The organism is Halorarius halobius (assembly GCF_024298865.1).
In the GTDB taxonomy this organism is placed as follows: Archaea; Halobacteriota; Halobacteria; order Halobacteriales; family Haloarculaceae; genus Halorarius; species Halorarius halobius.
The window spans coordinates 564,943-584,051 of the sequence record NZ_CP101161.1; the positions used below are offsets into that span (position 1 = coordinate 564,943).

The window sequence follows — 19,109 nt, forward strand, 5'->3', positions numbered from 1 at the left end:
CGCCGTCGGCCGTCGATGCGCGTCGACGCCCCGGACCCGGCGACGCGCTACCGTGACCCCCGGGCCGATGCCGTTTTCACGCGCGCCGTCAATCACCCCCCATGCGCCAGCTCTCCGGCTGTGATTTCTGTGGCGGCACGGCAAGCGGCACGTTCGAGGTCCTCCCTCCGGAGCACGACCCCGAGGGCGACGGCAAGCGGATGCTTCTCTGTGACCACTGCCGGGACGCGCTCGCGTCCATCCTCGACCCCCTGCTCGATTCGACGGGCGCGGCCGACGTGGAGCCCCGGGACGTGGAGCCGGAGGTGGGTGCGACCGGCGCACCTGCCGACGGGGCAGACCCCGACGACGGCCCCGTCAGCGCCACGGAGGCGACCGGCGACCCCGGCCGCGGCGACGCCGTGGACGCCGGCGACGACGCGTCCGACTCGGGACCGGACGCCGACGCGCCCGACGCGGGCGCTGACTCGGCCGAGTCTGACGGCGCCGCGGACCCGGGCGACGCCGAGATGGCGTCGACGGGCGCGGGCTCCTCGTCGCGCGTGCCGAAGGGGTACCGGAAGGTGCTCCGGTTCCTCGAGAACCGCGAGTTCCCCATCGAGCGGACCGAGGCCGTCGAGATGACCGCCGACGCGTACGGACTCGACGAGGAGGCGGTCGACGCGGCCATCGAGCACGCCGTCAGCCACGGGCGCCTCAAGGCGTACGACGGCGAACTCCGCCGGGCCTGAACAATCGCCCACCACATTATTGCATCCGGCGGATAAACGGTGAGGCTATGCGCCCGCCCGAGCGGTGTACGGCGCTGCTCGACCACGCGCAGGACATCTTCTTCGTACTGTCGCCGGGCGGGGAGATACGGTTCGCCAACGCGGCCGTCGAGCGGCTCCTCGGCTACGAGCCCGCCGACCTCCTCGGCGAGGACGCGTTCGAGTACGTCCATCCCGCCGACCGGACGAAGACGCGCCAGACGTTCGCTCATCTCGTGGTCAGCGAGGGGGCCGTCGGCGAGGTGACCCACCGCACCTACGCGGCCGACGGCTCGTGCGTGTGGCTCGAGAGCCGGATGGAGGGGTCGGCGCTCCCCGACCTGAACGGCTACGTCGTCAGTTCCCGGGACGTGACCGGCCGGAAGGAGGCCGAACGCGAGCGGGAGGTGACCCGGTCGCGGCTCCAGGAAATCGCCGCCAGCACCGACGACGTGCTGTGGATGTTCTCGGCCGACTGGGAGGACCTGCTGTTCGTCAACGACGCCTACGAGGACATCTGGGGTCGCTCGGTCGAAGAACTGTACGAGAACCCGAGCACGTTCCTCGAGGACGTCCACCCGGAGGACCGCGAGCGGGTCCACGAGGCGATGGCCCGGGTGTCGGCCGGTGAGCGCGCCGAGGTGGAGTACCGCATCGACGCCGAACCGGCGGGGAGCCGGTGGGTCTGGGTGAAGGGCGCGCCCGTCTACGAGGACGGCGAGGTCGCCCGCATCGTCGGGTTCACGCGCGACGTGACCGACCGCCGCCGCCGCGAGCGGCAGTTGCGGGTGATGGACCGGCTGTTGCGTCACAACCTCCGCAACGACATGAACGTCGTCCTCGGTCACGCGGAGATAGCCAACGAGCACGGTGACGAGCAGGTGTCCGAGAGCATGGAGCGGGTCGTGGAGACGGTCGAGGGACTGCTATCGACGGCCGCGAAGAGCCGGGAGATACTCCGGGTGCTGTCGACGCCGTCGGAGCGGCGCCGCGTCGACGTCGCTTCGGTCGTCCGCGACGCCGTCGAGACGGTGCGCGAGACGTACCCGGCGACGACGGTCGAGCTGTCGGTGCCCGAACGTCTCGAGCTGTCGACGGCGCCGGAGCTGGAGCTGGCGATCGAGGAACTGCTCGACAACGCCGTCAGACACGCCGGAACCGACGCGCCGACCGTGTCGCTCGCGGTCGAGCGGCGCGACGACACCGTCGTGATAGCGGTGACCGACCCGGGACCGCCCATCCCGGACAACGAGTTCGAGATGCTGTTCGAGGGACGCGCGAGCGACGTCAACCACGGCACCGGGATGGGGCTGTGGGTCGTCTACTGGGTCGTCGACCTCGCCGACGGCGACCTCTCGTTCGACCGGGGGGACGGCGGCAACCGCGTCGTCGTCACGCTCCCCGACCGCTGACTCAGAGTTCGCCCTTCGTGCTCGGGGTGTCCGAGCGCCGGTCGTCGAGTCGGGTCGCGTCGTCGAGGGCTCGCGCCGCCGACTTGAACAGCGCCTCCACCTCGTGGTGGGCGTTCTGCCCGTCGACGGCGGCGTGAAGCGTCACGTCCGCGTGCATCGCGAACGACTCCCAGAAGTGGCGGGCCATGTCGCTGGTGAACTCCCCGACCGTCGGCTGTGAGAACGCGCCGTCCCACTGGAAGTAGGGGCGCCCGGAGATGTCCAGGACGACCGAGGCGACGGCCTCGTCGAGCGGGACGCGCCGGTCGGCGTACCGCGTGATGGCGCGCTTCTCGCCCAGCGCCTCCGCGAACGCCTCGCCGAGCGTAATGGCGACGTCCTCGACGGTGTGGTGGTCGTCGATGGCGAGGTCGCCGTCACACCGGACGGTGAGGTCGAACAGGCCGTGTTTGGCGAACGATTCGAGCATGTGGTCGAAGAAACCGACGCCCGTGTCGACGGTGGCGTCGCCGTCGCCGTCGACGTCGACGGTCACCTCGATGTCGGTCTCGGCCGTCTCCCGTGTCACGGCGGCCGTGCGGTCGCTCATATCCCCCCCTGTGGGCGCTCGCACAAGCCCGTTTCGGGGGAAGCTACTCGTGGCATCCCTGCGTCGTGTCGGTATGGTCCAGCCGCCCTCCCTCCCCGAGTCGCGCGCCCGGCAGGCGGCGCTCGGTCTCGCCGTCGGCCTGCTGGTCGTCGCCGGCCTGCAACTCGCCGACCCCGGCTACCCGCCGGCGGACGACCCGCCGACCGACCTCGACGGCCCCGCCGCGGCCCTCGCGGACGCGATGCGGACGACCGAATCGACAAGTCACGTCCAGCGCGAGGCCCGCGAGGGGTGGAACGCGTCGACCGACGCGTGGGGCACCGCGGCCGACGACTACGCGCGGATGGCCTACGAACCCGGCGACAGCGAACTCGTCACCGCCGGGTTCCAGCCGAGGCCGCCCGGCGCCGACCCGCGGTGGGTGAGCTACACGACCGGCGACGCCCAGTGGACGCGGCTCACCGCCGACGGCGGTTGGGAACTCCGGCGTGCCGGCACGACGTACGCCGACGTGACGGCGTTCGAGACCGGCGCGCTGGCGAACGCCACAGTCTCCCGTCGCGCCACCGCGAACGGCACCGTCGTCTACGACCTGCACAACGAGACCGCGCCGATAACGACCGTCGTCGGCGAGCCGTTCACCGACCGTGGTGAGCCCCGCGTGACCGTCAGCGTCGACGCCGACACGGGGCTGGTCGAGCGCGTCCGCATCGTGCGCCCGCCTTCGGCAAACGAGTCGCCGTCGGCGGTCCGACTGACCATCCGCTACGAGCGGTACGGCGACACGACGGTCGAGCGGCCCGACGGCGTGCCGCGGGTCAGCCCGGGCCTCCTGCTCCGCGACCTGCTTCACGGGCCGGTGTTCTCGCCGGGGTGACTACGCCACTGGCTCCAACTCCGCCGAGAAGTGGCGTAGCTCCTCCATCGGCGGCTCCCACGTCACCTCCAGACCGACGTACTCGTCGGCCTTCTCGCGGACGGTGGCGGCCGTCTCCGCGACGTGTTCGAGATGTTCGCGCCAGTACGTCCGTCGTGGGAGCGCCAGCCGGACGAACTCCGGGCGGTCGGCGTCGGGGAACGCGAAGGAGCCGAGTTCGACGGCGCGGACGCCACCCTCCCGGTACAGCTCACAGACGAACCGCTGGCCGGGGAACTGGTCGGCCGGAATCTGCGGGAACATCTCGGCGGCGTCGACGTACACCGCGTGGCCGCCGGTGGGCGTGACGATGGGCACACCGCGCTCGGCGAGCAGGCCCCCGAGGGTGGCGACCTGCTCGACGCGCTCCTGCACGTACGGCGGTTCGACCGCCTCCCGGAGACCGACGGCCATCGCCTCCAGGTCCCGGCCCGCGAGACCGCCGTACGTGGGAAAGCCCTCGTAGAGGATGGCCCGCTGTTTGCACCGCTCGAACAGGTCGGCGTCGCGGACGCCGACGAAGCCGCCGATGTTTGAGAGGGCGTCCTTCTTCCCGCTCATCGTGATGGCGTCGGCGTGGGATAGCTGTTCGCGGGCGATATCCGCCAGCGGGGCGTCGGCGTACTCGGCCTCCCGGGTCTTGATGAAGTGGGCGTTCTCCGCGAACCGGCAGGCGTCGATGACGAACAGGGCGTCGATTTCCTCGGCGAACGCCGCCGTCTCGCGGACGTTCGCCATCGACACCGGCTGGCCGGCCGCGGAGTTGTTCGTGATGGTGAGTACGACCACGGGGATGGCGTCGCGGCCGTACTCCTCGACGGTCTCCCAGCCGGCCTCGATGGAGAAGTTGCCGGCGAACTGGCCGGACTCGCCGGCGGACCACGGCGCCTCGACGGGGCAGTCGACGGCGTCGGCACCCTGATTGGCGACGTGGGCCCGCGTCGTGTCGAAGTGGGTGTTGTTCAACACGGCGTCGCCCTCCTCGAGGAGCGTGCCGAACAGGACGTTCTCGGCGCCCCGGCCCTGGTGGGTCGGGACGACGCGGTCGAACCCCATCACCTCCGCGACCGCCTCCCGGAACCGCTGGAACGAGCGGGAGCCGGCGTACGACTCGTCGCCGCGCATCAGCCCGGCCCACTGGGCGTCGCTCATCGTGCCGGTGCCGGAGTCGGTCAACAGGTCGACGAACACGTCCTCGCTGGCGAGGTTGAAGACGTTGTGGCCGGCCGCGTCGAGCGCGGCCCCCCGGTCGTCCCGCGGGGGCAGGTGGATGGGCTCGACCGCCTTGGCCTTGTACGAGCGCATATCCGGACCAGCGGGTCGAGCGCCTTAGTCTCGCCCCGGGCAGGCCCGTACACGAGCGTCCGAAGCTGTCCGTCCCTCGCCGGACGCCGACAGCGATGGACGGGCGCGTGGGGCGACGGCCGCCGCCCGCCCGGGCGCGTGACGCCCGACGTGCGGCCGTCTGACGAGGGTTTACCTCCCCGGCGGTCGCATCCGGCGGGGATGAGCGCCAGAGACGCACTTCCCACGGGGCTCGCGCTGGGCGGCCGCCACCTGCCGCGGCTCCACCCCCGTCGACTTCTCGGCCTGCTGGCGACGCTGGTCGCCCTCTACTACCTCGTCACGCGGCAGGAGCGCTGAAAACTACCCGTACGTTTATTGTAGTTGCTCCGAAACGCCGGGAGAAGATGGCGACGAGCTACGGGACCCGGCTCACGGTCCGGCTCACCGGCACGGCGTTCGCGCTGTCGGGGGCGGCTCCGGGGACGGCGGCGGCCGTCGGCCTGCTCGCGCTCGCCGTCGGCAGTTACGCCTGAACCGCGGCCGCGGCCTCCTCCAGCGTGAACCGGCCCTCGTACAGTGCCGTCCCCACGACGACGGCGGCGGCACCCGCGTCGGCGAGCGCGCGCACGTCCGAAAGCGTCGCCACGCCGCCCGACGCGACGACCGGCACGTCGACCGCGTCCACGACCCGCTCGACCGGCCCGGTGCGGACACCATCTAGCTGTCCTTCGACGTCCACGTCGGTAAACAGGATGGCGCCCGCACCGAGTTCCTCGTAGCGGGCCGCGGCCTCGGCAGGGTCGAGTCCCGTCCCCTCGGTCCAGCCGGAGACGACGACTTCGCCGTCCTTCGCGTCGAGGCTCACCATCACGCTCCCCGGATGCTCCGCGGAGATGTCGGCGACGATGTCGGGGGTCTCGACGGCGGCGGTGCCGAGGATGACCCGGTCGACGCCCGCATCGAGCAGGCCGACCGCGTCCTCGGCGGTGCGGATGCCGCCGCCCAGTTGCACGTCGACGTCGACGGCCTCGACGATGCGCTCGACGGCCGGCGCGTTCGCCCGCTCGCCCTCGAACGCGCCGTCGAGGTCGACGAGATGGAGCGTGTCGGCGCCGGCCTCGACCCACCGCTCGGCCGCCTCCACGGGGTCGCCGTACGTCGTCCCGGTGCCGCGCTCGCCGCCCACCAGTTGGACCACCTGCCCGTCCTGCATGTCGACGGCGGGGACCACCTCGAACTGCTCGAACATGGCCGACGATTCGGGAGCGAGCGGGTAAAGCCGTCGGATGGCCGAGGCGTCGGGCGTCCGGTTCCCGCGCCGGAGTCGACGTGCCCGTTCGAGCGTGGAGTTAAGTCGCGGGCCTGCGACCACCATCGCGTGTCGTCGCTCCTGTTGCTCGTCGGAATCGCCGTCGCCGCCTTCGTCGGGTACAACGTGGGCGGCGCGACCACGGGGGTGGCGTTCGGCCCGGCCGTCGGCGCCGGCGTCGTCTCGAAACTCGTCGCCGGGGTGTTGATGGCCGTCTGCTTCTTCGCCGGCGGCTGGACGCTGGGCCGCAACGTCGTCGAGACGCTGGGCGGCCGCATCGTCCCCGCTGAACTGTTCACCCTGGAGGTGAGCATCGGCGTCCTCTTCTTCATCGGGGTCGCGCTTCTGGTGTCGAACATGTTCGGCGTCCCCGCCTCCACCTCGATGACAGCCGTGGGTGCCATCGCCGGACTGGGGCTGGCGACCGGGCGGCTCGACTGGGCGGTGATGGGTCGCATCGTCTCGTGGTGGTTCGTCGCGCCCATCATCGCGTTCTGGGTCAGCGCCGTCGTCGGCCGGTACTTCTACCCGGCCATCGACCGCTGGGTCGCCATCGACCGGAGCGGCGGCGGACTGTTCGCTCTCGACCAGTCGGGAGCGGTTCCGCGGCCGGCGCTCGGCCCGGGGACGACCCGCCGGGAGGCGACCGGGGCCGTACTCGTCGTGCTCATCGGCTGTTACATGGCGTTCAGTTCGGGCGCGTCGAACACGGCAAACGCCGTCGCGCCGCTCGTGGGGTCGGAGGCGGTGGCGATGGAGCCGGCCATCCTGCTTGCCGGCGTCGCCACCGGTCTCGGCGCCGTGACCATCGCCCGCCGGACCCTGGAGACGGTCGGCAACGACCTCACTGACCTCCCCATCACCGCGGCCATCGTCGTCGCGGTCATCTCCGCGACCATCATCTCGGCGCTGTCGGCGCTGGGCATCCCCGCGAGTTTCGTCGTCGTCGCCACCATGAGCATCGTCGGGCTGGGGTGGGGGCGTGCGACCCGGACCGCGACGCTCCCGGGGACGGTCCGCGGCGAGGAGCCCGCGGTGTCGCTGGGGGCGCTCGACGCCGACGAGACGCCGCGGGTGGGCAACGAGGCGGATGGACGCGGCGACGAGGCGCCGCCCATCGGCGCCGAGGAGCCCGAGGACCTACCCGACTCCGACGACCTGTTCGAACCCCACCGGACGGCCCGCGTCATCCTGATGCAGAATCTCGTCCCCTCCGTGGCGACGGCGGGCGCGTACGCGGTGTTCTCCGTCCTGCTTTGAGCCCGCCGGGCGCTCCTGCCCTGGCCCCGCTGGGAAGAACCACGACTTAATCCCCTCGGCCATCTAACCCCGAGTATGCTCTCGGTACTGCTCGTCGTCGGGGTCGGGGTCGCCGCGTTCGTCGGGTTCAACATCGGCGGCTCCTCGACGGGCGTGGCGTTCGGGCCGGCGGTCGGGAGCGGTACCGTCAAGAAGACGGCCGCCGCCGCCCTGATGACCGGGTTCGCCCTGCTGGGCGGGTGGACGGTCGGCCGCAACGTCATCGAGACGATGGGCGGCGACATCGTCCCCGCCTCCTACTTCACGCTGGCCGCCAGCGTCGCCATCCTCTTCTTCATAGGGCTGGCGCTTCTGGTGTCGAACCTGTTCGGCGTCCCCGCCTCCACCTCCATGACGGCGGTGGGTGCCATCGCCGGTCTCGGCGTCGCCTCGGACGCGCTCAACTGGGAGGTGATGGGCCGCATCGTCTCGTGGTGGCTCGTCGCGCCCATCATCGCGTTCTGGGTGTGTGCGGTCATCGGTCGCTACCTCTACCCGTATCTCGACGCCTGGTTCGAACTCGAGGAAGCGACCGGCGCCAAGGCGGCCGTCACGAAACTCCTCGTCGTCGGCATCGGCTGTTACATGGCCTTTTCCGCGGGCGCGTCGAACGTCGCCAACGCCGTCGCGCCGCTCGTGGGAAGCGGCGTCATCTCGGTCGACGTGGGCGTCCTGTTGGCGGGCGGCGCCATCGGCCTCGGCGCCTTCACCATCGCCCGCCGGACGCTCGACACCGTCGGCAACGACCTCACGGACCTCCCGCTTCTGGCGGCGCTGGTCGTCGAGACGGTGTCGGCGAGCCTCATCACGTTCCTCTCGCAGATCGGCATCCCCGCGTCGCTTGCGGTGTCGGCGACGATGTGCATCGTCGGCCTCGGCTGGGGGCGGGCGAGCCGGACCACGCGGCTCTCGGATGCGGCCACCTCCGCGATGCGTGGCCCGCCGGACGAGGACGACGTGGCCGCAGACGGCCGCGGCGACGGCGCGAGCGACGAGCCCGACGACGCGGCGGTGCCGCGCATCGGCGACGAGGACCCCGACGACGTCTCGCCCCGGGACCTGTTCGACCCCTCGACGACCGGCCGGGTCATCGGCCTGTGGATACTCACGCCGACCATGTCGGCAGTCGCCTCGTATCTCGTGTTCCGGTTCCTGCTGTAACTGACCGACGGTCGCACCCGGTTTTTCATGGGGTACGGGCCGCGAAACGGCACCCTTTAACAGGCCGGGGGGCGTACCGCCGGCTTGATGCCCACGGTAGAATACCTCAACTACGAAGTGCTGGACGACCACGGCTGGTCGCTCGACGACGACGGCCTCTTCGACGAGGCGGCCGATGCCGGCCTCGACGACGAGGACTACGGGACGCTCGACGTCAACGAGGGCGAGTACATCCTCGAGGCCGCCGAGGCGCAGGGGTACGATTGGCCCTTCTCCTGTCGTGCCGGCGCGTGTGCGAACTGCGCGGCCATCGTCAAGGAGGGCGACATCGACATGGACATGCAACAGATCCTCTCCGACGAGGAGGTCGAGGACAAGAACGTCCGCCTGACCTGCATCGGCTCGCCCGCCGCCGACACGGTCAAAATCGTCTACAACGCCAAGCACCTCGACTACCTCCAGAACCGCGTCATCTGACGGCTCGCGGCCGAACGCGACGGCCCGGGATTCGACGTTTTCTGCTATCGGCTCTGTCCCCGATACGGGGCGTCACCGCTCCGTGACGAGGAACTCCTGGCCCGGCTCCATCCGGAGCGTCATCTCCGGCGACAGCGGCGGGCCGCCGTGTCGCCCCTCCTCGCCGAGATAGTAGAGGTCGTACTCGCGGCCGATGGTCGCCAAGGCGAGTTTCGCCTCCAGCAAGGCGAACTGGCGGCCGATGCAGATGCGCGGGCCGCCGCCGAACGGCGCGTACGCGAAGTCGTGTAACTGCTGGCGGAACTCGGGCGTCCAGCGGCTCGGGTCGAACGTGTGCGGGCGGTCGAAGTATCGGTCGTCGCGCTGGATGACGTGGAGCGCGACGTTGAGCCGCTCGCCCTCGGGGACGCGGTAGCCGTCGAAGGCCACGTCGTCGTCGGCCACGCGGGGGAGCGCGTACACCGGCGGGAACAGCCGAAGCGTCTCGGTCACGACCCGGTCGGTGACCGACAGCCGCCCGGCCTCCACGTCCGCGGCGGTCGGCGGCCCGTCGAGGTCGTCCACCTCCGCCTGGAACCGCTCGCGGACCTCCGGATGCTCCGCGAGCGCCCACAGCGCGAACGTGAGCGACGTGGTGGTGGTGTCGTGGCCGGCGAAGATGATGGTCACCATCTGGTCGCGGAGGTCGTCGTCGGTCAACATGCCCGAATCGACCAGCCCCGACTCGCGGAGACCGACCAGCAACGACATCAGGTCGTCCGCTTCCGTCGGGTCGCTCGGCGGGTCCTCGGCCGCCTCTGCGAGCAGTCGGTCCGCCTCCCGCTGGAGCGTCTCCTTCCCCTCGGCGAACCGGCGGCGGGCGGGCGTCGGCACCCAGTCGGGGAGCGCGTACGACGTGGGGACGAACCAGTCGTGGAGCCGTTCGGCCGCGCGGCGAACCTGCTCGTCGCCGTTGAGTTCGAGCTCCCGCCCGAGGATGGCCGCAAACAGCACGTCGAGCGTCATGTCGGTCATCTCGCTTTGCAGGTCGAGTCGCTGGCCATCCTGCCAGCCGTCGACGCGGCGCTGTACCTGCTCGACCATCGTGTCGGCGTACCCCTGGACGCTCTCGCGGACGAAGAGTGGCTGGAGCGTCCCCCGCTGGTCGCGCCACTGCTCTCCCTCCACGGTCAAGAGGCCGTCGCCGAACGCGATGCCGAAGTCGTCGGACTTCCGGAACCGGTCGCGCTCGGTGAGGAACACGCGCTTGGAGTGGTCGGGGTGACAGAGCTGATACCAGTCGCCGACGCCCGCGAGATGGACGCGGAACACGTCGCTCTCGGACGCGCCCCGCTCCAGCAGTCGGACCGGGTCGCGCATGTAGTGGAGCGAGTGGACGAGCCGGTGGTCGAGCGTCGACGGGTACGGCGGTAGCGGCTGTGTCGTCGGGTCGGCGGCCGTCGCGTCCGCCGTCTCCTCGGCGACGTCGGTCGCGCCGTCGTCGACCGTGTCGACGCGGCCACCAGTCGGGCCGGTCTCCGAACTCATACGTCACCCGTTGCCACGTCGAGAGTTGACGGTCGTGCCTCCCATCGAAGGACAGTATTTACCGCAACGCTGGCGGCCGAGGACGGTCGCATGCTCAGCCGTCGACCGCCGAAAGCAGGTCGGCGGTGGTCACCACGTCGGCGAACTCCCCCGAGAGGTGGGCGAGTGCCGTCCGGTGGGTCTCGCTCGCGGCTATCGTCTCGCCGTCGAACTCGCGGTCGAACGTCGCCGTCGCGTCCCGCACGACGACCGTCTCGAATCCGAGGTTCTCGGCCATCCGTGTGGTCGTCGACACGCAGTGGTCGGTCGTCAGCCCGCAGACGACGACGCTGTCGACGCCCGCGTCGCGCAGTCGCGCTTCGAGGTCCGTCCCGACGAACGCGCTGTTGACCCGCTTGCGTATCACGGGTTCGCCCTCGCGCGGCTCGGCCTCGGGTTTGGGGGCGAAGCCGGGGTGGTCGCCCCGGAGCGGCGACCCGTCTTCGGTGGAGTCGTGGTGGACGTGGAACAGCGGCCAGCCGGCGGCGCGCCACGCCGCGAGCAGGTCCGCGACCCGCTGTTCGGCGTCGGGGTTGTTGCGCTGGCCCCACGCGGGGTCGTCGAACCCCTGTTGGACGTCGACGACGACCAGCGCCGCGCGCTCGGGGAGCATGCCCGGACGGAGGGGCCCGCCGGGCAAAACGACTGCGATGGCTACGAATCGGTAGGCGACGGCGTGGCCGGCACCGACTCGAACGCACCACGGCCCTTCCGTCGGCGGTGCGGGGTCGGTCGGCCGACCCGAGAACGAGCGGAGCGAGCGCGTCGGGCGGTCGGGGACGCCGTCGTTACCGCGGTCGACACTACCGTCTCCGCGTCCCACCTCGCCCGGAAGCGACAAAACCCCGGGCCGCCACGACTCGGGCATGTTCGACGAGATAATGGAGAAGTTCGCCGACTCCCCCGGCCAGCGGGAGGTGGTCCGGCTCTTGCTCGAACGGGGCTTCTCCGTCAACGACGAGGGGCGGGTCGTCTCGGGCGGCATCGAGATACCCAACACCGGCATCGCCCGCGAGGTGGGCGTCGACCGGCGGGTCGTCGACGCCACCACCAGCGCCATCCTCGAGGACCCGGAACTGGAGGAGATATTCCGCAACATCTCCTCGATTCCGTCGCTTATGGACCTCGCGCCCGTCCTCGATTTGACCGTTCTCACCGTCCACGTCGTCGAGGCGGACGAACCCGGTATCGTCGCGCAGGTGACGACGCTCATCGCGGACCGCGACATCTCCATCCGCCAGACCGTCAGCGAGGACCCCGAGTTCACCGACGAGCCGAAGCTGTACGTCATCACGGACGAACCGCTCCCGGGCGACCTACTGAACGACCTCACCGACCTGCCGTTCGTCCGGAAGGTCGAACTGGAGTAGCGTGGCCGACGACGACGACGACAGCTATCGGACGCTCGCGGGGCCGGGGCGCGCCTCCTTCACCGTCCAGGGCTCGGAGTTCATCGGCCACGCCCGGCCAGTCGAAACGGTCGAGGCCGCGGAGGCGTTCCTCGCCGACATCGAGGCGGAGTACGACGACGCGACCCACAACGTCCCGGCCTACCGCGTTCGGGCGTCGCCGTTCCGGGAGTATTCGAGCGACGACGGCGAACCCTCGGGGAGCGCCGGCAAGCCGACGCTGAACGTCCTCCAGGGGCAGGAACTGGAGAACGTCGCCGTCGTCGTCACGCGCTACTACGGCGGCACGAACCTCGGCGTCGGCGGGCTGGTCAGCGCCTACGGCCGTGCTGTGAAGGAGGCAGTCGCCGCGGCGGGCGTCGTCGAGGCGGTGCCACACGAGCGGTTCGGCGTCACCGTCGCGTACGACGACTCCGGCACCGTCCGGGGCCTCCTCGAGTCCGCGGGCGTCGAGTTCGACGCCGACTACGGCGAGGACGTCCAGTTCGATGTGCGGGCGCCCGTCGCCGAGGCGGGCGGTCTCCGCGACCGGATTCGGTCGGCGACGAGCGGGCGAGCCGACATCGAGCGGTAGCGAGCCGAATCGCACGAGGGCGCGGCGTCAGACGGCTGTCGTGCGAAAATTCCGCTGGAGATAGGTTCCGGTCGCAGTCCGTGGGATTTCCACACGAAGAGAGGGGGTTCAAGCGCTCGACGGCGTCGCTGGCGTCGAGCGGGCGTCGGGACCTCCCGCTACCCGGGCCCGTCACTTGAAAGAACCGACTCGTCGGTCACCGACGAGAGCTCCACTGCGCGCCTCGTCGCTCGCGGTACCAGGCTCTTCCTTCGGTCGCAGGACCGAGGTTCTCCCTTCGGTCGAATCTCGCTGTTCACGGTTCGCTTCGCTCACCGGTCACTATTCCGAGGCCCCCCTTCGGTCGGCCTCCTCTACGTCGTCCTGAACGCGCGGTCCCCCGCGTCGCCGAGACCGGGAACGATGAACCCGTCGTCGTCGAGTCGCTCGTCGATGGCGACGGTGAGCACGTCGGCCGCCGGGAACTCCTCGCCGACGCGGACGAGGCCCGGCGGCGCGGCGACGGCCGACAGCACCAGCAGGCGTTCGGGGTCGCCGTTCGCCATGATTTCGTCGAGCACGGCGACCATCGTCGACCCGGTGGCGAGCATCGGGTCCGCGACGATGACGGTGTCGTCCGGTTTGATGTCGGGGAGTTTCACGTAGTCGATGGTGATGGGAAACTCGCCGTCGTCGTTCATCCCGGCCGCCTCGTCGCGGCCCGCCGAGATGACCCCCTGCTTCGCGCGGGGGAACGCCTTCAACAGCCCCTCGACGAACGGCGTCGCCGCCCGCAGGACGTTGACGATGACGACGTCGTCGAGCCCCTTCACGCGCTCGCCGGTCGTCTCCGCCAGCGGGGTCGTGATGGAGACGTACTCGGTCTCCATCAGCCCGTCGATGATTTCGTAGCCGCAGATGCGCCCCAGTTTGACGAGCCCCTTCCGGAACCCGACCTGTTCGGTCTCGACCGAGCGGAGCCGCGAGAGGGTGTGTTTCGCCAGCGCGTGGCCCACCACGTAGGCGTCGTCGCGGTCCTCGATGGTCATACTCGGGGGACGTGTCGCTGTCGTCTTAAACCCCGCCGACACCGCGCTCGAAACCGAGGCCGGGATTAAGGCCCCGGGGGCTGAACAGCGGGTGATGACCAGCCGCGACCCACCGAGCGAGCCGAGCGGGACGATTCGTGTCCTCTACGTCGAGGACAACGACCAGACGGGGCCGCTGGTCCGCGAGTGGCTCGAGCGCCACGACAGCCGGTTCGACGTGTCGGTTGCGTTCTCGCTCGACGACGCCGGCGAGCGGCTCTCCGAGGAGTCGTTCGACGCGGTCGTGGCCGACTACCGGTTCCCCAACGGCACGGGGCTGGAGCTGGTCGGCGACGCCCGCGACGTCGACCCGGGGATGCCGTTCCTGCTGTACTCGGCGCTCGTCGACGACGAAGTACGGCGGGAGGCCGACGCCGCCGGCGTCACCGCCGTCGTCGAGAAGGGGGACGCGACACAGCTGAGCCGGCTGGCCGAACACGTTCTCACCGACCTCCGTGACCGGCCGGCCGAGCCCGAGGGCACCGAGGCGACGGAGGACCACCTGACCGCGTTCGCCGCGGAGGTGACCCACGACCTGCGGACGCCGCTGTCGGTCGCGCAGGGCCGACTCGACCTGCTCGACCCCGACGGGGAGAGCGCCGAGCGACTGCGCGAGGCGCTCGACGACATCGAACGGGTGGTCGACTCGCTCCCGGAGCGGGCCAGGGAGTTCGACCCCGACGACTGACGCCCCAGCCTCAACACGTATATTCCCCGAGACCGTACGCGGCACAAGCGAATGGAGGAGAGCGTCTCGGGATTCAGCGAGCGGGGGTCGTGGGGTGACGTGGTCGAACACGGCGAGCGCGTCACGCGAGCGATGCGTGACGTGCGCCGGGCGCGCGAGGACGTGGAGCTGTCCGATGCCGCGCTCGCGGAGTGGGACGAGTGGCGCCCCAAACAGCACGAGCGGCTCGACGAGGACGTCAACGAGAAGACCGCGGAACAGGCCAGCGTCCGGGAGGGCACCGGCGAGCAGGAGGGCGTCGACCCCGACGAGGACCTGAAGAACGCCGGCGACAAGCTCGCCGACTCCTACGAGGGGCTCGACGACCCGGAGGAGGCCGTCGAGGACGCCCGCCGGTCGGTCGACTATCTCGCCCGGGCCGCCGACTCCGCCGGCCGGAAGGCACTCCGGAAGGTCGAGGGTGCCGTCTACAAGAACGTGATGACCCAGATAGCGCCGTACTACTTCGACAACGAACTCGTCAGCGCGAACGTCAAGCGGCTCGGCACCGACGACTACCGCCTCGAGGTGAACGTCAACGACGACGACCTGAAGATTCACGTCTCGAACCGGCTCGCCGACTACGAGTCGAGCGTCGACCGCTGGCACGTCGACACCGAGAAGGGGACCGAGGTGGTCGAGGCCGTCGAAGGGGTCGAGACGCCCGACGAACAGGACGAGGGCGACGAGGGGCTCACGAACGGCGAGTCCCGGCCCACCTCGAACTGAGCCCGAAGACACTTACTACACCCGTCGCTCGGTCGCACGTATGGCCGAGGGTGGGAACGAAACGGTCGGCGAGCCGCAGGGGATGGCGAGCGCCTCGACGGTCCACGGGCGCGTCGTCGTCTACCCGGTCCGCGACTGTCCGGTCACCCGGCTCGCCGCCGAGTACGGCCTGCGGACGCTCGTCACGCCCGACCGGTTCGACCGTGCGCCACAGGCCGTCGTCGAGACGACCGAGACGGCTCGGCTCCGCGAGTTGGGCGCGCATCCGGTCGTTCGTGCCGGCGACGTGACGGTGTGTCGGCTCCCGACGCTGGAGCGGTCGACCGGCGACGTGACCGCGCCGGCCTGCGGCCACGACCACTGTCTGGCCCACGGGTTCGGCTTCCTCCCCATCGACCCCTACCACGTCCGCTGGGAGGACGACCACCTCCACTGCTCGTTCGCCGCGCTCGACACCGGCGAAATCGAGGCCGCGGTCCACGCGCTCGGCGACGCCGACTTCGTGGTGAAGCTCCAACAGCTCGTCCAGAGCGGCGACGCGGACGGGGGCGCCGGCGGCCACACCGCCGTGGTGGACCTCGACCGGCTCACCGACCGCCAGCGCGAGGTGGCCGCGGCGGCCGCCGAACGGGGGTACTTCGACCCCGACGGCCCGACCGCGGCGACGGTCGCCGAGGAACTCGGCGTCTCGAAGTCCACCCTCTCTGAACACCTCCGGGTCGTCCAGCGGGAACTCCTCCGGCAGACGTTCACCGAGGCGTGACCGGCGACGGCGCGACCCCACACTTAAAGCGCCGAACTGTTCGCCACCAGCACCAATCCGGAAAGCCCGCTGTGTCCACCTGTGATGCGACGAGAGACCACGAGGCGCGGCGTCCTCAAGATGGGCGGGGCGGCCGTCGCGGCGGCCGCCGTCGGCATCGGGAGCGCCACCGCGGCGGAAAGCGAGTGGACGACCCGCGCGACGCCGACGGGCAACACGCTGTACGGCATCGAGATGACGACGGACGGCGCCTACGCGGTCGGCGGGGGCGGCGTCGTGCTGGAGCGGGCCCCCGAGGGCTACCGGAAGGTCATCGACGGGGGGCCGACCGGCAACGGCAACGGCCTGTACGGCGCCGACACCACCGACTACGGCACCCGGCTCTGGTTCGTCGGCTCGTCGGGCGCCATCGGCGAGTACGACGTCGAGGCGGGCGTCCTCTACGACCACTCGGCGCCCAACGACGTGACGAACAACTTCAACGACGTCGCCGTCAGGGGCACCGGCGACAGCGCCAACGTGTACGTCGCCGGCGACTCCGGGAAGATATACTACTCGTTCGACGGCGGGAAGACGGGCACGTGGAACAGCGTCACCCCCGGGTCGGGGTCGGCGATCAACGCGCTCGACTTCTTCGGCGACCGCTACGGCCACGCCGTCGACGGCAACAAGACGGTGTTCTACACCCGCGACGGCTCGACGTGGGACACGCTCGGCATCGAGAACGCCGACCACAACTTCTACGGCGTCGACAGCGACGGGTTCGACGACGTGACCGTCTCGGGCGGCGGCGGCACCGTCTACAACTGGACGGGGAGCCAGTGGGTCCGTCAGGACACCGGCGACGCGAGCCTGCGCGACCTCGAGGTCACGGGCACGCCCGGCCTCACCGTCGGCGGCGGCGGGGCGGTGTTCCGCCGCGGCGAAACCGGGTGGACCCAGGAGCAGACCCCGGTCGGGGACAACCTGAAGTCGGTACTGCGCGGCAACGTCGAGATCGCGGTCGGCGCGGGCGGCACCGTCATCGAGAACTGACGCGGCCGAGCTTTTTGGTCCCCGGCACCCTCCGGGGCGTATGACACCGGACACCGACCGCCGCCTCGTCGAGGGGTGGCAGGGTCGCTTCTACGAGGATTTCGCCGTCGGGGACGTGTACAAACACCCGTACGGCAGGACGGTGACCGAGACGGACAACGTCTGGTTCACCAACCTGACGATGAACAGCAACCCGATGCATTTCAACGAGGCGTACGCGTCGGAGACGGAGTTCGGCGAGCGTCTCGTCGACGGCACGTTCGTCATCGCGCTCGCCGTCGGCATGAGCGTCGTCGACGTGAGCGCGAACGCCACCGCCAACCTCGGCTACGACGACGTGCGCCACACCGGCCCCGTGTTCCACGGCGACACGCTGTTCGCGGAGAGCGAGGTGCTCTCGAAGCGGGAGAGCGACTCCCGCGACCACGTCGGCATCGTCGAGACGGAACTGCGCGCGTACAACCAGGACGACGAGCAGGTGCTCACCCTGCGGCGGACGCCGATGGTGCTCAAACGGGAGCACGCCGAGCCCTCGGCGGCGCGGCCTCCGGGCTGGCCGGCGGGCGTCGGCACCCAGCCGGAGGAGCTGTGAGCCGAATCGAGGCCGGGGTGCCCGTCCGTGCGGCCGAGAGCGTCGCCGCCGCCGTCGAACCCGGCACGGTGCTCGGCGTCTCGGGGTTCGGGAGCGTCGGCTACCCGAAGGCCGTCCCGCTGGCGCTCGCCGAGCGCGGGGACGCCGCCGACCTCGGGCTGACGGTCGTCAGCGGCGGCAACGTCGGCGCGGAGATAGACGAGACGCTGATGGCGACCGGCGCAATCGCCCGGCGCTACCCGTACCAGGGGAGCGACGAAGCGAACGCCCGGGTCAACGACGGCCGCCTCGCCTTTCACGACCGACACGTCTCGCAGGTGGCCGACGAACTGCTGTACGGCGGTCTCCCCGCCCCCGACCTGACGGTCGTTGAGGCCGTCGCGGTGGGCGACGGCTGGCTTGCCCCTTCCACGTCGCTGGGTGCGACCCCGGCGCTCGTCGAGGCGGCCGACCGGCTGGTCGTCGAAGTGAACGACGCCCAGCCCCGGGGACTCGAGGCGCTCCACGACGTCTACCGGCCGGGAGCACCGCCCGGCCGCGACCCCATCCCGCTGACCGAGGCGGGCGAGCGCATCGGCGACACCCGCGTCGCGTTCGACCCCGGGAAACTGGACGCCGTCGTCCGCGTCGACCGCCCGGACGCCACCTACGAGTTCCGCGACCCGACCGCCGAGGACCGGCAGGTGGCCGCGAACCTCGCGAATTTCCTGAGCGAGGAAATCGAGCGCAACCCCGCACTCGCGGAGGCGGTCAACCTCCAGTTCGGCGTCGGGAGCGTCGGCAACGCCGCGGCGCTCGCTATCGAGGACGTGGCGTTCGGCGACCGCGAGGTGGCGTACGTCGGCGAGGTCATCCAGGATTCGGTGCTCGACGCCGTGGACGCGGGCGGGCTGACGGCCGCCAGCGCCACCTCGCTGGCGCTGTCCGCGGAAGGACAGAATCGGCTGTTCGGTGACCTCGACCACTACGCCGAGCGGGTCGTCCTGCGGCCCTCGGACGTGTCGAACGCGCCGGGCGTCGTCCGCCGGTTCGGCGTGGTCGCCGTGAACGCCGCCGTCGAGGTGGACCTGACGGGCCACGTCAACTCCACGCACCTGCGAGGGACGCGGATGGTGAACGGAATCGGCGGGAGCGGCGACTTCACCCGGAGCGGGCTGGTGAGCGTCGTCGCGGTGCCGTCGACGGCGGCGGGCGGCGACGCCTCCCGGGTCGTCCCGATGGCGACCCACGTCGACCACACCGAACACGACGCGGGCGTCGTCGTCACCGAACACGGCGTCGCGGACCTGCGGGGGCTGTCGCCACGCGAGCGCGCCCGGGAGATGGTCGACGTGGCCCATCCCGCGTTCCGCCCGGCGCTCGACCGCTACCTCGAACGGGGCCTCGAGTCGGGCGGCCACACCCCCCACGACCTCGAGACGGCGTTCGACCCGCTCGAGCGGGAGTGA

The 19,109-nt window shown here is 70.8% G+C and carries 22 protein-coding genes; 16 read left to right on the forward strand and 6 right to left on the reverse strand.

Annotation, left to right across the window (positions count from 1 at the left end; genetic code table 11):
* The first annotated feature begins 101 nt into the window (after positions 1–101).
* A complete protein-coding gene (locus NL112_RS02910; protein ID WP_255151132.1) occupies positions 102–731 on the forward strand; it encodes a DUF8528 domain-containing protein in 630 nt (209 codons plus the stop codon).
* Positions 732–778: 47 nt separating this feature from the next.
* Complete coding sequence (locus NL112_RS02915; RefSeq protein ID WP_255151133.1) at positions 779–2,161, forward strand: PAS domain-containing sensor histidine kinase; 1,383 nt, start codon at positions 779–781, stop codon at positions 2,159–2,161.
* Position 2,162: 1 nt separating this feature from the next.
* On the opposite strand, the gene hisB is transcribed toward NL112_RS02915, so the two are convergent.
* A complete protein-coding gene (hisB, locus tag NL112_RS02920) occupies positions 2,163–2,750 on the reverse strand; it encodes an imidazoleglycerol-phosphate dehydratase HisB (RefSeq protein ID WP_255151134.1) in 588 nt (195 codons plus the stop codon).
* 73 nt (positions 2,751–2,823) lie between these two features.
* Here hisB and NL112_RS02925 point away from each other — a divergent pair, with 73 nt between their 5' ends.
* Complete coding sequence (locus tag NL112_RS02925; protein WP_255151135.1) at positions 2,824–3,627, forward strand: hypothetical protein; 804 nt, start codon at positions 2,824–2,826, stop codon at positions 3,625–3,627.
* Here NL112_RS02925 and NL112_RS02930 read toward each other — a convergent pair whose 3' ends face one another.
* Positions 3,628–4,971 carry a tryptophanase gene (locus NL112_RS02930; protein WP_255151136.1) on the reverse strand — a complete coding sequence of 448 codons (1,344 nt, stop codon included), beginning with the start codon at positions 4,969–4,971 and terminating at the stop codon, positions 3,628–3,630.
* 201 nt (positions 4,972–5,172) lie between these two features.
* Between NL112_RS02930 and NL112_RS02935 the strand changes: the two genes are divergently transcribed.
* On the forward strand, positions 5,173–5,310 hold the full coding sequence (locus tag NL112_RS02935; RefSeq protein WP_255151137.1) for a hypothetical protein: 138 nt from the start codon (positions 5,173–5,175) through the stop codon (positions 5,308–5,310).
* Positions 5,311–5,357: 47 nt separating this feature from the next.
* Positions 5,358–5,486: a hypothetical protein gene (locus tag NL112_RS02940; protein WP_255151138.1), complete on the forward strand. Its 129-nt coding sequence runs from the start codon at positions 5,358–5,360 to the stop codon at positions 5,484–5,486.
* On the opposite strand, the gene hisA is transcribed toward NL112_RS02940, so the two are convergent.
* Entirely contained in the window at positions 5,477–6,202 is a 726-nt protein-coding gene (gene hisA, locus NL112_RS02945; protein ID WP_255151139.1) for a 1-(5-phosphoribosyl)-5-[(5-phosphoribosylamino)methylideneamino]imidazole-4-carboxamide isomerase, read from the reverse strand. The two genes, NL112_RS02940 and hisA, sit on opposite strands and share 10 nt — an antisense overlap.
* A 129-nt stretch (positions 6,203–6,331) precedes the next feature.
* On the opposite strand from hisA, the gene NL112_RS02950 reads away from it, so the two are divergent.
* From NL112_RS02950 to fer, 3 genes are all read left to right on the forward strand, one after another.
* Positions 6,332–7,522, forward strand: coding sequence for an inorganic phosphate transporter (locus tag NL112_RS02950; protein ID WP_255151140.1), 1,191 nt, complete (start codon positions 6,332–6,334; stop codon positions 7,520–7,522).
* A 75-nt stretch (positions 7,523–7,597) separates the two neighbouring features.
* Complete coding sequence (locus NL112_RS02955; protein ID WP_255151141.1) at positions 7,598–8,722, forward strand: inorganic phosphate transporter; 1,125 nt, start codon at positions 7,598–7,600, stop codon at positions 8,720–8,722.
* Positions 8,723–8,809: 87 nt separating this feature from the next.
* Entirely contained in the window at positions 8,810–9,199 is a 390-nt protein-coding gene (gene fer, locus NL112_RS02960) for a ferredoxin Fer (RefSeq protein WP_255151142.1), read from the forward strand.
* A 72-nt stretch (positions 9,200–9,271) separates the two neighbouring features.
* On the opposite strand, the gene NL112_RS02965 is transcribed toward fer, so the two are convergent.
* Both NL112_RS02965 and NL112_RS02970 read right to left on the reverse strand, forming a co-directional pair.
* Entirely contained in the window at positions 9,272–10,726 is a 1,455-nt protein-coding gene (locus tag NL112_RS02965; protein ID WP_255151143.1) for a cytochrome P450, read from the reverse strand.
* A gap of 94 nt (positions 10,727–10,820) precedes the next feature.
* Positions 10,821–11,378 (reverse strand): cysteine hydrolase family protein, encoded by a 558-nt coding sequence (locus tag NL112_RS02970; RefSeq protein WP_255151144.1) that lies wholly within the window; start codon positions 11,376–11,378, stop codon positions 10,821–10,823.
* A 253-nt stretch (positions 11,379–11,631) separates the two neighbouring features.
* On the opposite strand from NL112_RS02970, the gene trpY reads away from it, so the two are divergent.
* Positions 11,632–12,135: a TrpY family transcription regulator gene (gene trpY, locus NL112_RS02975; RefSeq protein WP_255151145.1), complete on the forward strand. Its 504-nt coding sequence runs from the start codon at positions 11,632–11,634 to the stop codon at positions 12,133–12,135.
* A 1-nt stretch (position 12,136) separates the two neighbouring features.
* Positions 12,137–12,748, forward strand: coding sequence for an IMPACT family protein (locus tag NL112_RS02980; protein WP_255151146.1), 612 nt, complete (start codon positions 12,137–12,139; stop codon positions 12,746–12,748).
* A gap of 353 nt (positions 12,749–13,101) precedes the next feature.
* Here NL112_RS02980 and upp read toward each other — a convergent pair whose 3' ends face one another.
* Complete coding sequence (gene upp, locus NL112_RS02985; protein ID WP_255151147.1) at positions 13,102–13,776, reverse strand: uracil phosphoribosyltransferase; 675 nt, start codon at positions 13,774–13,776, stop codon at positions 13,102–13,104.
* A gap of 94 nt (positions 13,777–13,870) precedes the next feature.
* Between upp and NL112_RS02990 the strand changes: the two genes are divergently transcribed.
* From NL112_RS02990 to scpC, 6 genes are all read left to right on the forward strand, one after another.
* Complete coding sequence (locus NL112_RS02990) at positions 13,871–14,503, forward strand: response regulator (protein ID WP_255151148.1); 633 nt, start codon at positions 13,871–13,873, stop codon at positions 14,501–14,503.
* 51 nt (positions 14,504–14,554) lie between these two features.
* Positions 14,555–15,271, forward strand: a complete 717-nt coding sequence (locus tag NL112_RS02995) for a DUF5828 family protein (RefSeq protein WP_255151149.1) — start codon at positions 14,555–14,557, stop codon at positions 15,269–15,271.
* A gap of 40 nt (positions 15,272–15,311) precedes the next feature.
* Complete coding sequence (locus NL112_RS03000; RefSeq protein WP_255151150.1) at positions 15,312–16,034, forward strand: helix-turn-helix domain-containing protein; 723 nt, start codon at positions 15,312–15,314, stop codon at positions 16,032–16,034.
* An 81-nt stretch (positions 16,035–16,115) separates the two neighbouring features.
* Positions 16,116–17,069: a WD40/YVTN/BNR-like repeat-containing protein gene (locus NL112_RS03005; RefSeq protein ID WP_434084193.1), complete on the forward strand. Its 954-nt coding sequence runs from the start codon at positions 16,116–16,118 to the stop codon at positions 17,067–17,069.
* 40 nt (positions 17,070–17,109) lie between these two features.
* The gene (locus NL112_RS03010) at positions 17,110–17,661 is read left to right on the forward strand and encodes a MaoC family dehydratase (protein ID WP_255151152.1); all 552 of its coding nucleotides are present in this window, start codon (positions 17,110–17,112) and stop codon (positions 17,659–17,661) included.
* Positions 17,658–19,109 (forward strand): succinyl-CoA:acetate CoA-transferase ScpC, encoded by a 1,452-nt coding sequence (scpC, locus tag NL112_RS03015; RefSeq protein WP_255151153.1) that lies wholly within the window; start codon positions 17,658–17,660, stop codon positions 19,107–19,109. Before NL112_RS03010 ends, scpC begins: the two co-directional genes overlap by 4 nt.

Bases quoted from the DNA above. Each gene is read 5' to 3' on its own strand.
- NL112_RS02910 (WP_255151132.1), top strand. From the start codon at position 102: ATGCGCCAGCTCTCCGGCTGTGATTTCTGTGGCGGCACGGCAAGCGGC.
- NL112_RS02915 (WP_255151133.1), top strand. From the start codon at position 779: ATGCGCCCGCCCGAGCGGTGTACGGCGCTGCTCGACCACGCGCAGGAC.
- hisB (WP_255151134.1), bottom strand. From the start codon at position 2,750: ATGAGCGACCGCACGGCCGCCGTGACACGGGAGACGGCCGAGACCGAC.
- NL112_RS02925 (WP_255151135.1), top strand. From the start codon at position 2,824: ATGGTCCAGCCGCCCTCCCTCCCCGAGTCGCGCGCCCGGCAGGCGGCG.
- NL112_RS02930 (WP_255151136.1), bottom strand. From the start codon at position 4,971: ATGCGCTCGTACAAGGCCAAGGCGGTCGAGCCCATCCACCTGCCCCCG.
- NL112_RS02935 (WP_255151137.1), top strand. From the start codon at position 5,173: ATGAGCGCCAGAGACGCACTTCCCACGGGGCTCGCGCTGGGCGGCCGC.
- NL112_RS02940 (WP_255151138.1), top strand. From the start codon at position 5,358: ATGGCGACGAGCTACGGGACCCGGCTCACGGTCCGGCTCACCGGCACG.
- hisA (WP_255151139.1), bottom strand. From the start codon at position 6,202: ATGTTCGAGCAGTTCGAGGTGGTCCCCGCCGTCGACATGCAGGACGGG.
- NL112_RS02955 (WP_255151141.1), top strand. From the start codon at position 7,598: ATGCTCTCGGTACTGCTCGTCGTCGGGGTCGGGGTCGCCGCGTTCGTC.
- fer (WP_255151142.1), top strand. From the start codon at position 8,810: ATGCCCACGGTAGAATACCTCAACTACGAAGTGCTGGACGACCACGGC.
- NL112_RS02965 (WP_255151143.1), bottom strand. From the start codon at position 10,726: ATGAGTTCGGAGACCGGCCCGACTGGTGGCCGCGTCGACACGGTCGAC.
- NL112_RS02970 (WP_255151144.1), bottom strand. From the start codon at position 11,378: ATGCTCCCCGAGCGCGCGGCGCTGGTCGTCGTCGACGTCCAACAGGGG.
- trpY (WP_255151145.1), top strand. From the start codon at position 11,632: ATGTTCGACGAGATAATGGAGAAGTTCGCCGACTCCCCCGGCCAGCGG.
- upp (WP_255151147.1), bottom strand. From the start codon at position 13,776: ATGACCATCGAGGACCGCGACGACGCCTACGTGGTGGGCCACGCGCTG.
- NL112_RS02990 (WP_255151148.1), top strand. From the start codon at position 13,871: ATGACCAGCCGCGACCCACCGAGCGAGCCGAGCGGGACGATTCGTGTC.
- NL112_RS02995 (WP_255151149.1), top strand. From the start codon at position 14,555: ATGGAGGAGAGCGTCTCGGGATTCAGCGAGCGGGGGTCGTGGGGTGAC.
- NL112_RS03000 (WP_255151150.1), top strand. From the start codon at position 15,312: ATGGCCGAGGGTGGGAACGAAACGGTCGGCGAGCCGCAGGGGATGGCG.
- NL112_RS03010 (WP_255151152.1), top strand. From the start codon at position 17,110: ATGACACCGGACACCGACCGCCGCCTCGTCGAGGGGTGGCAGGGTCGC.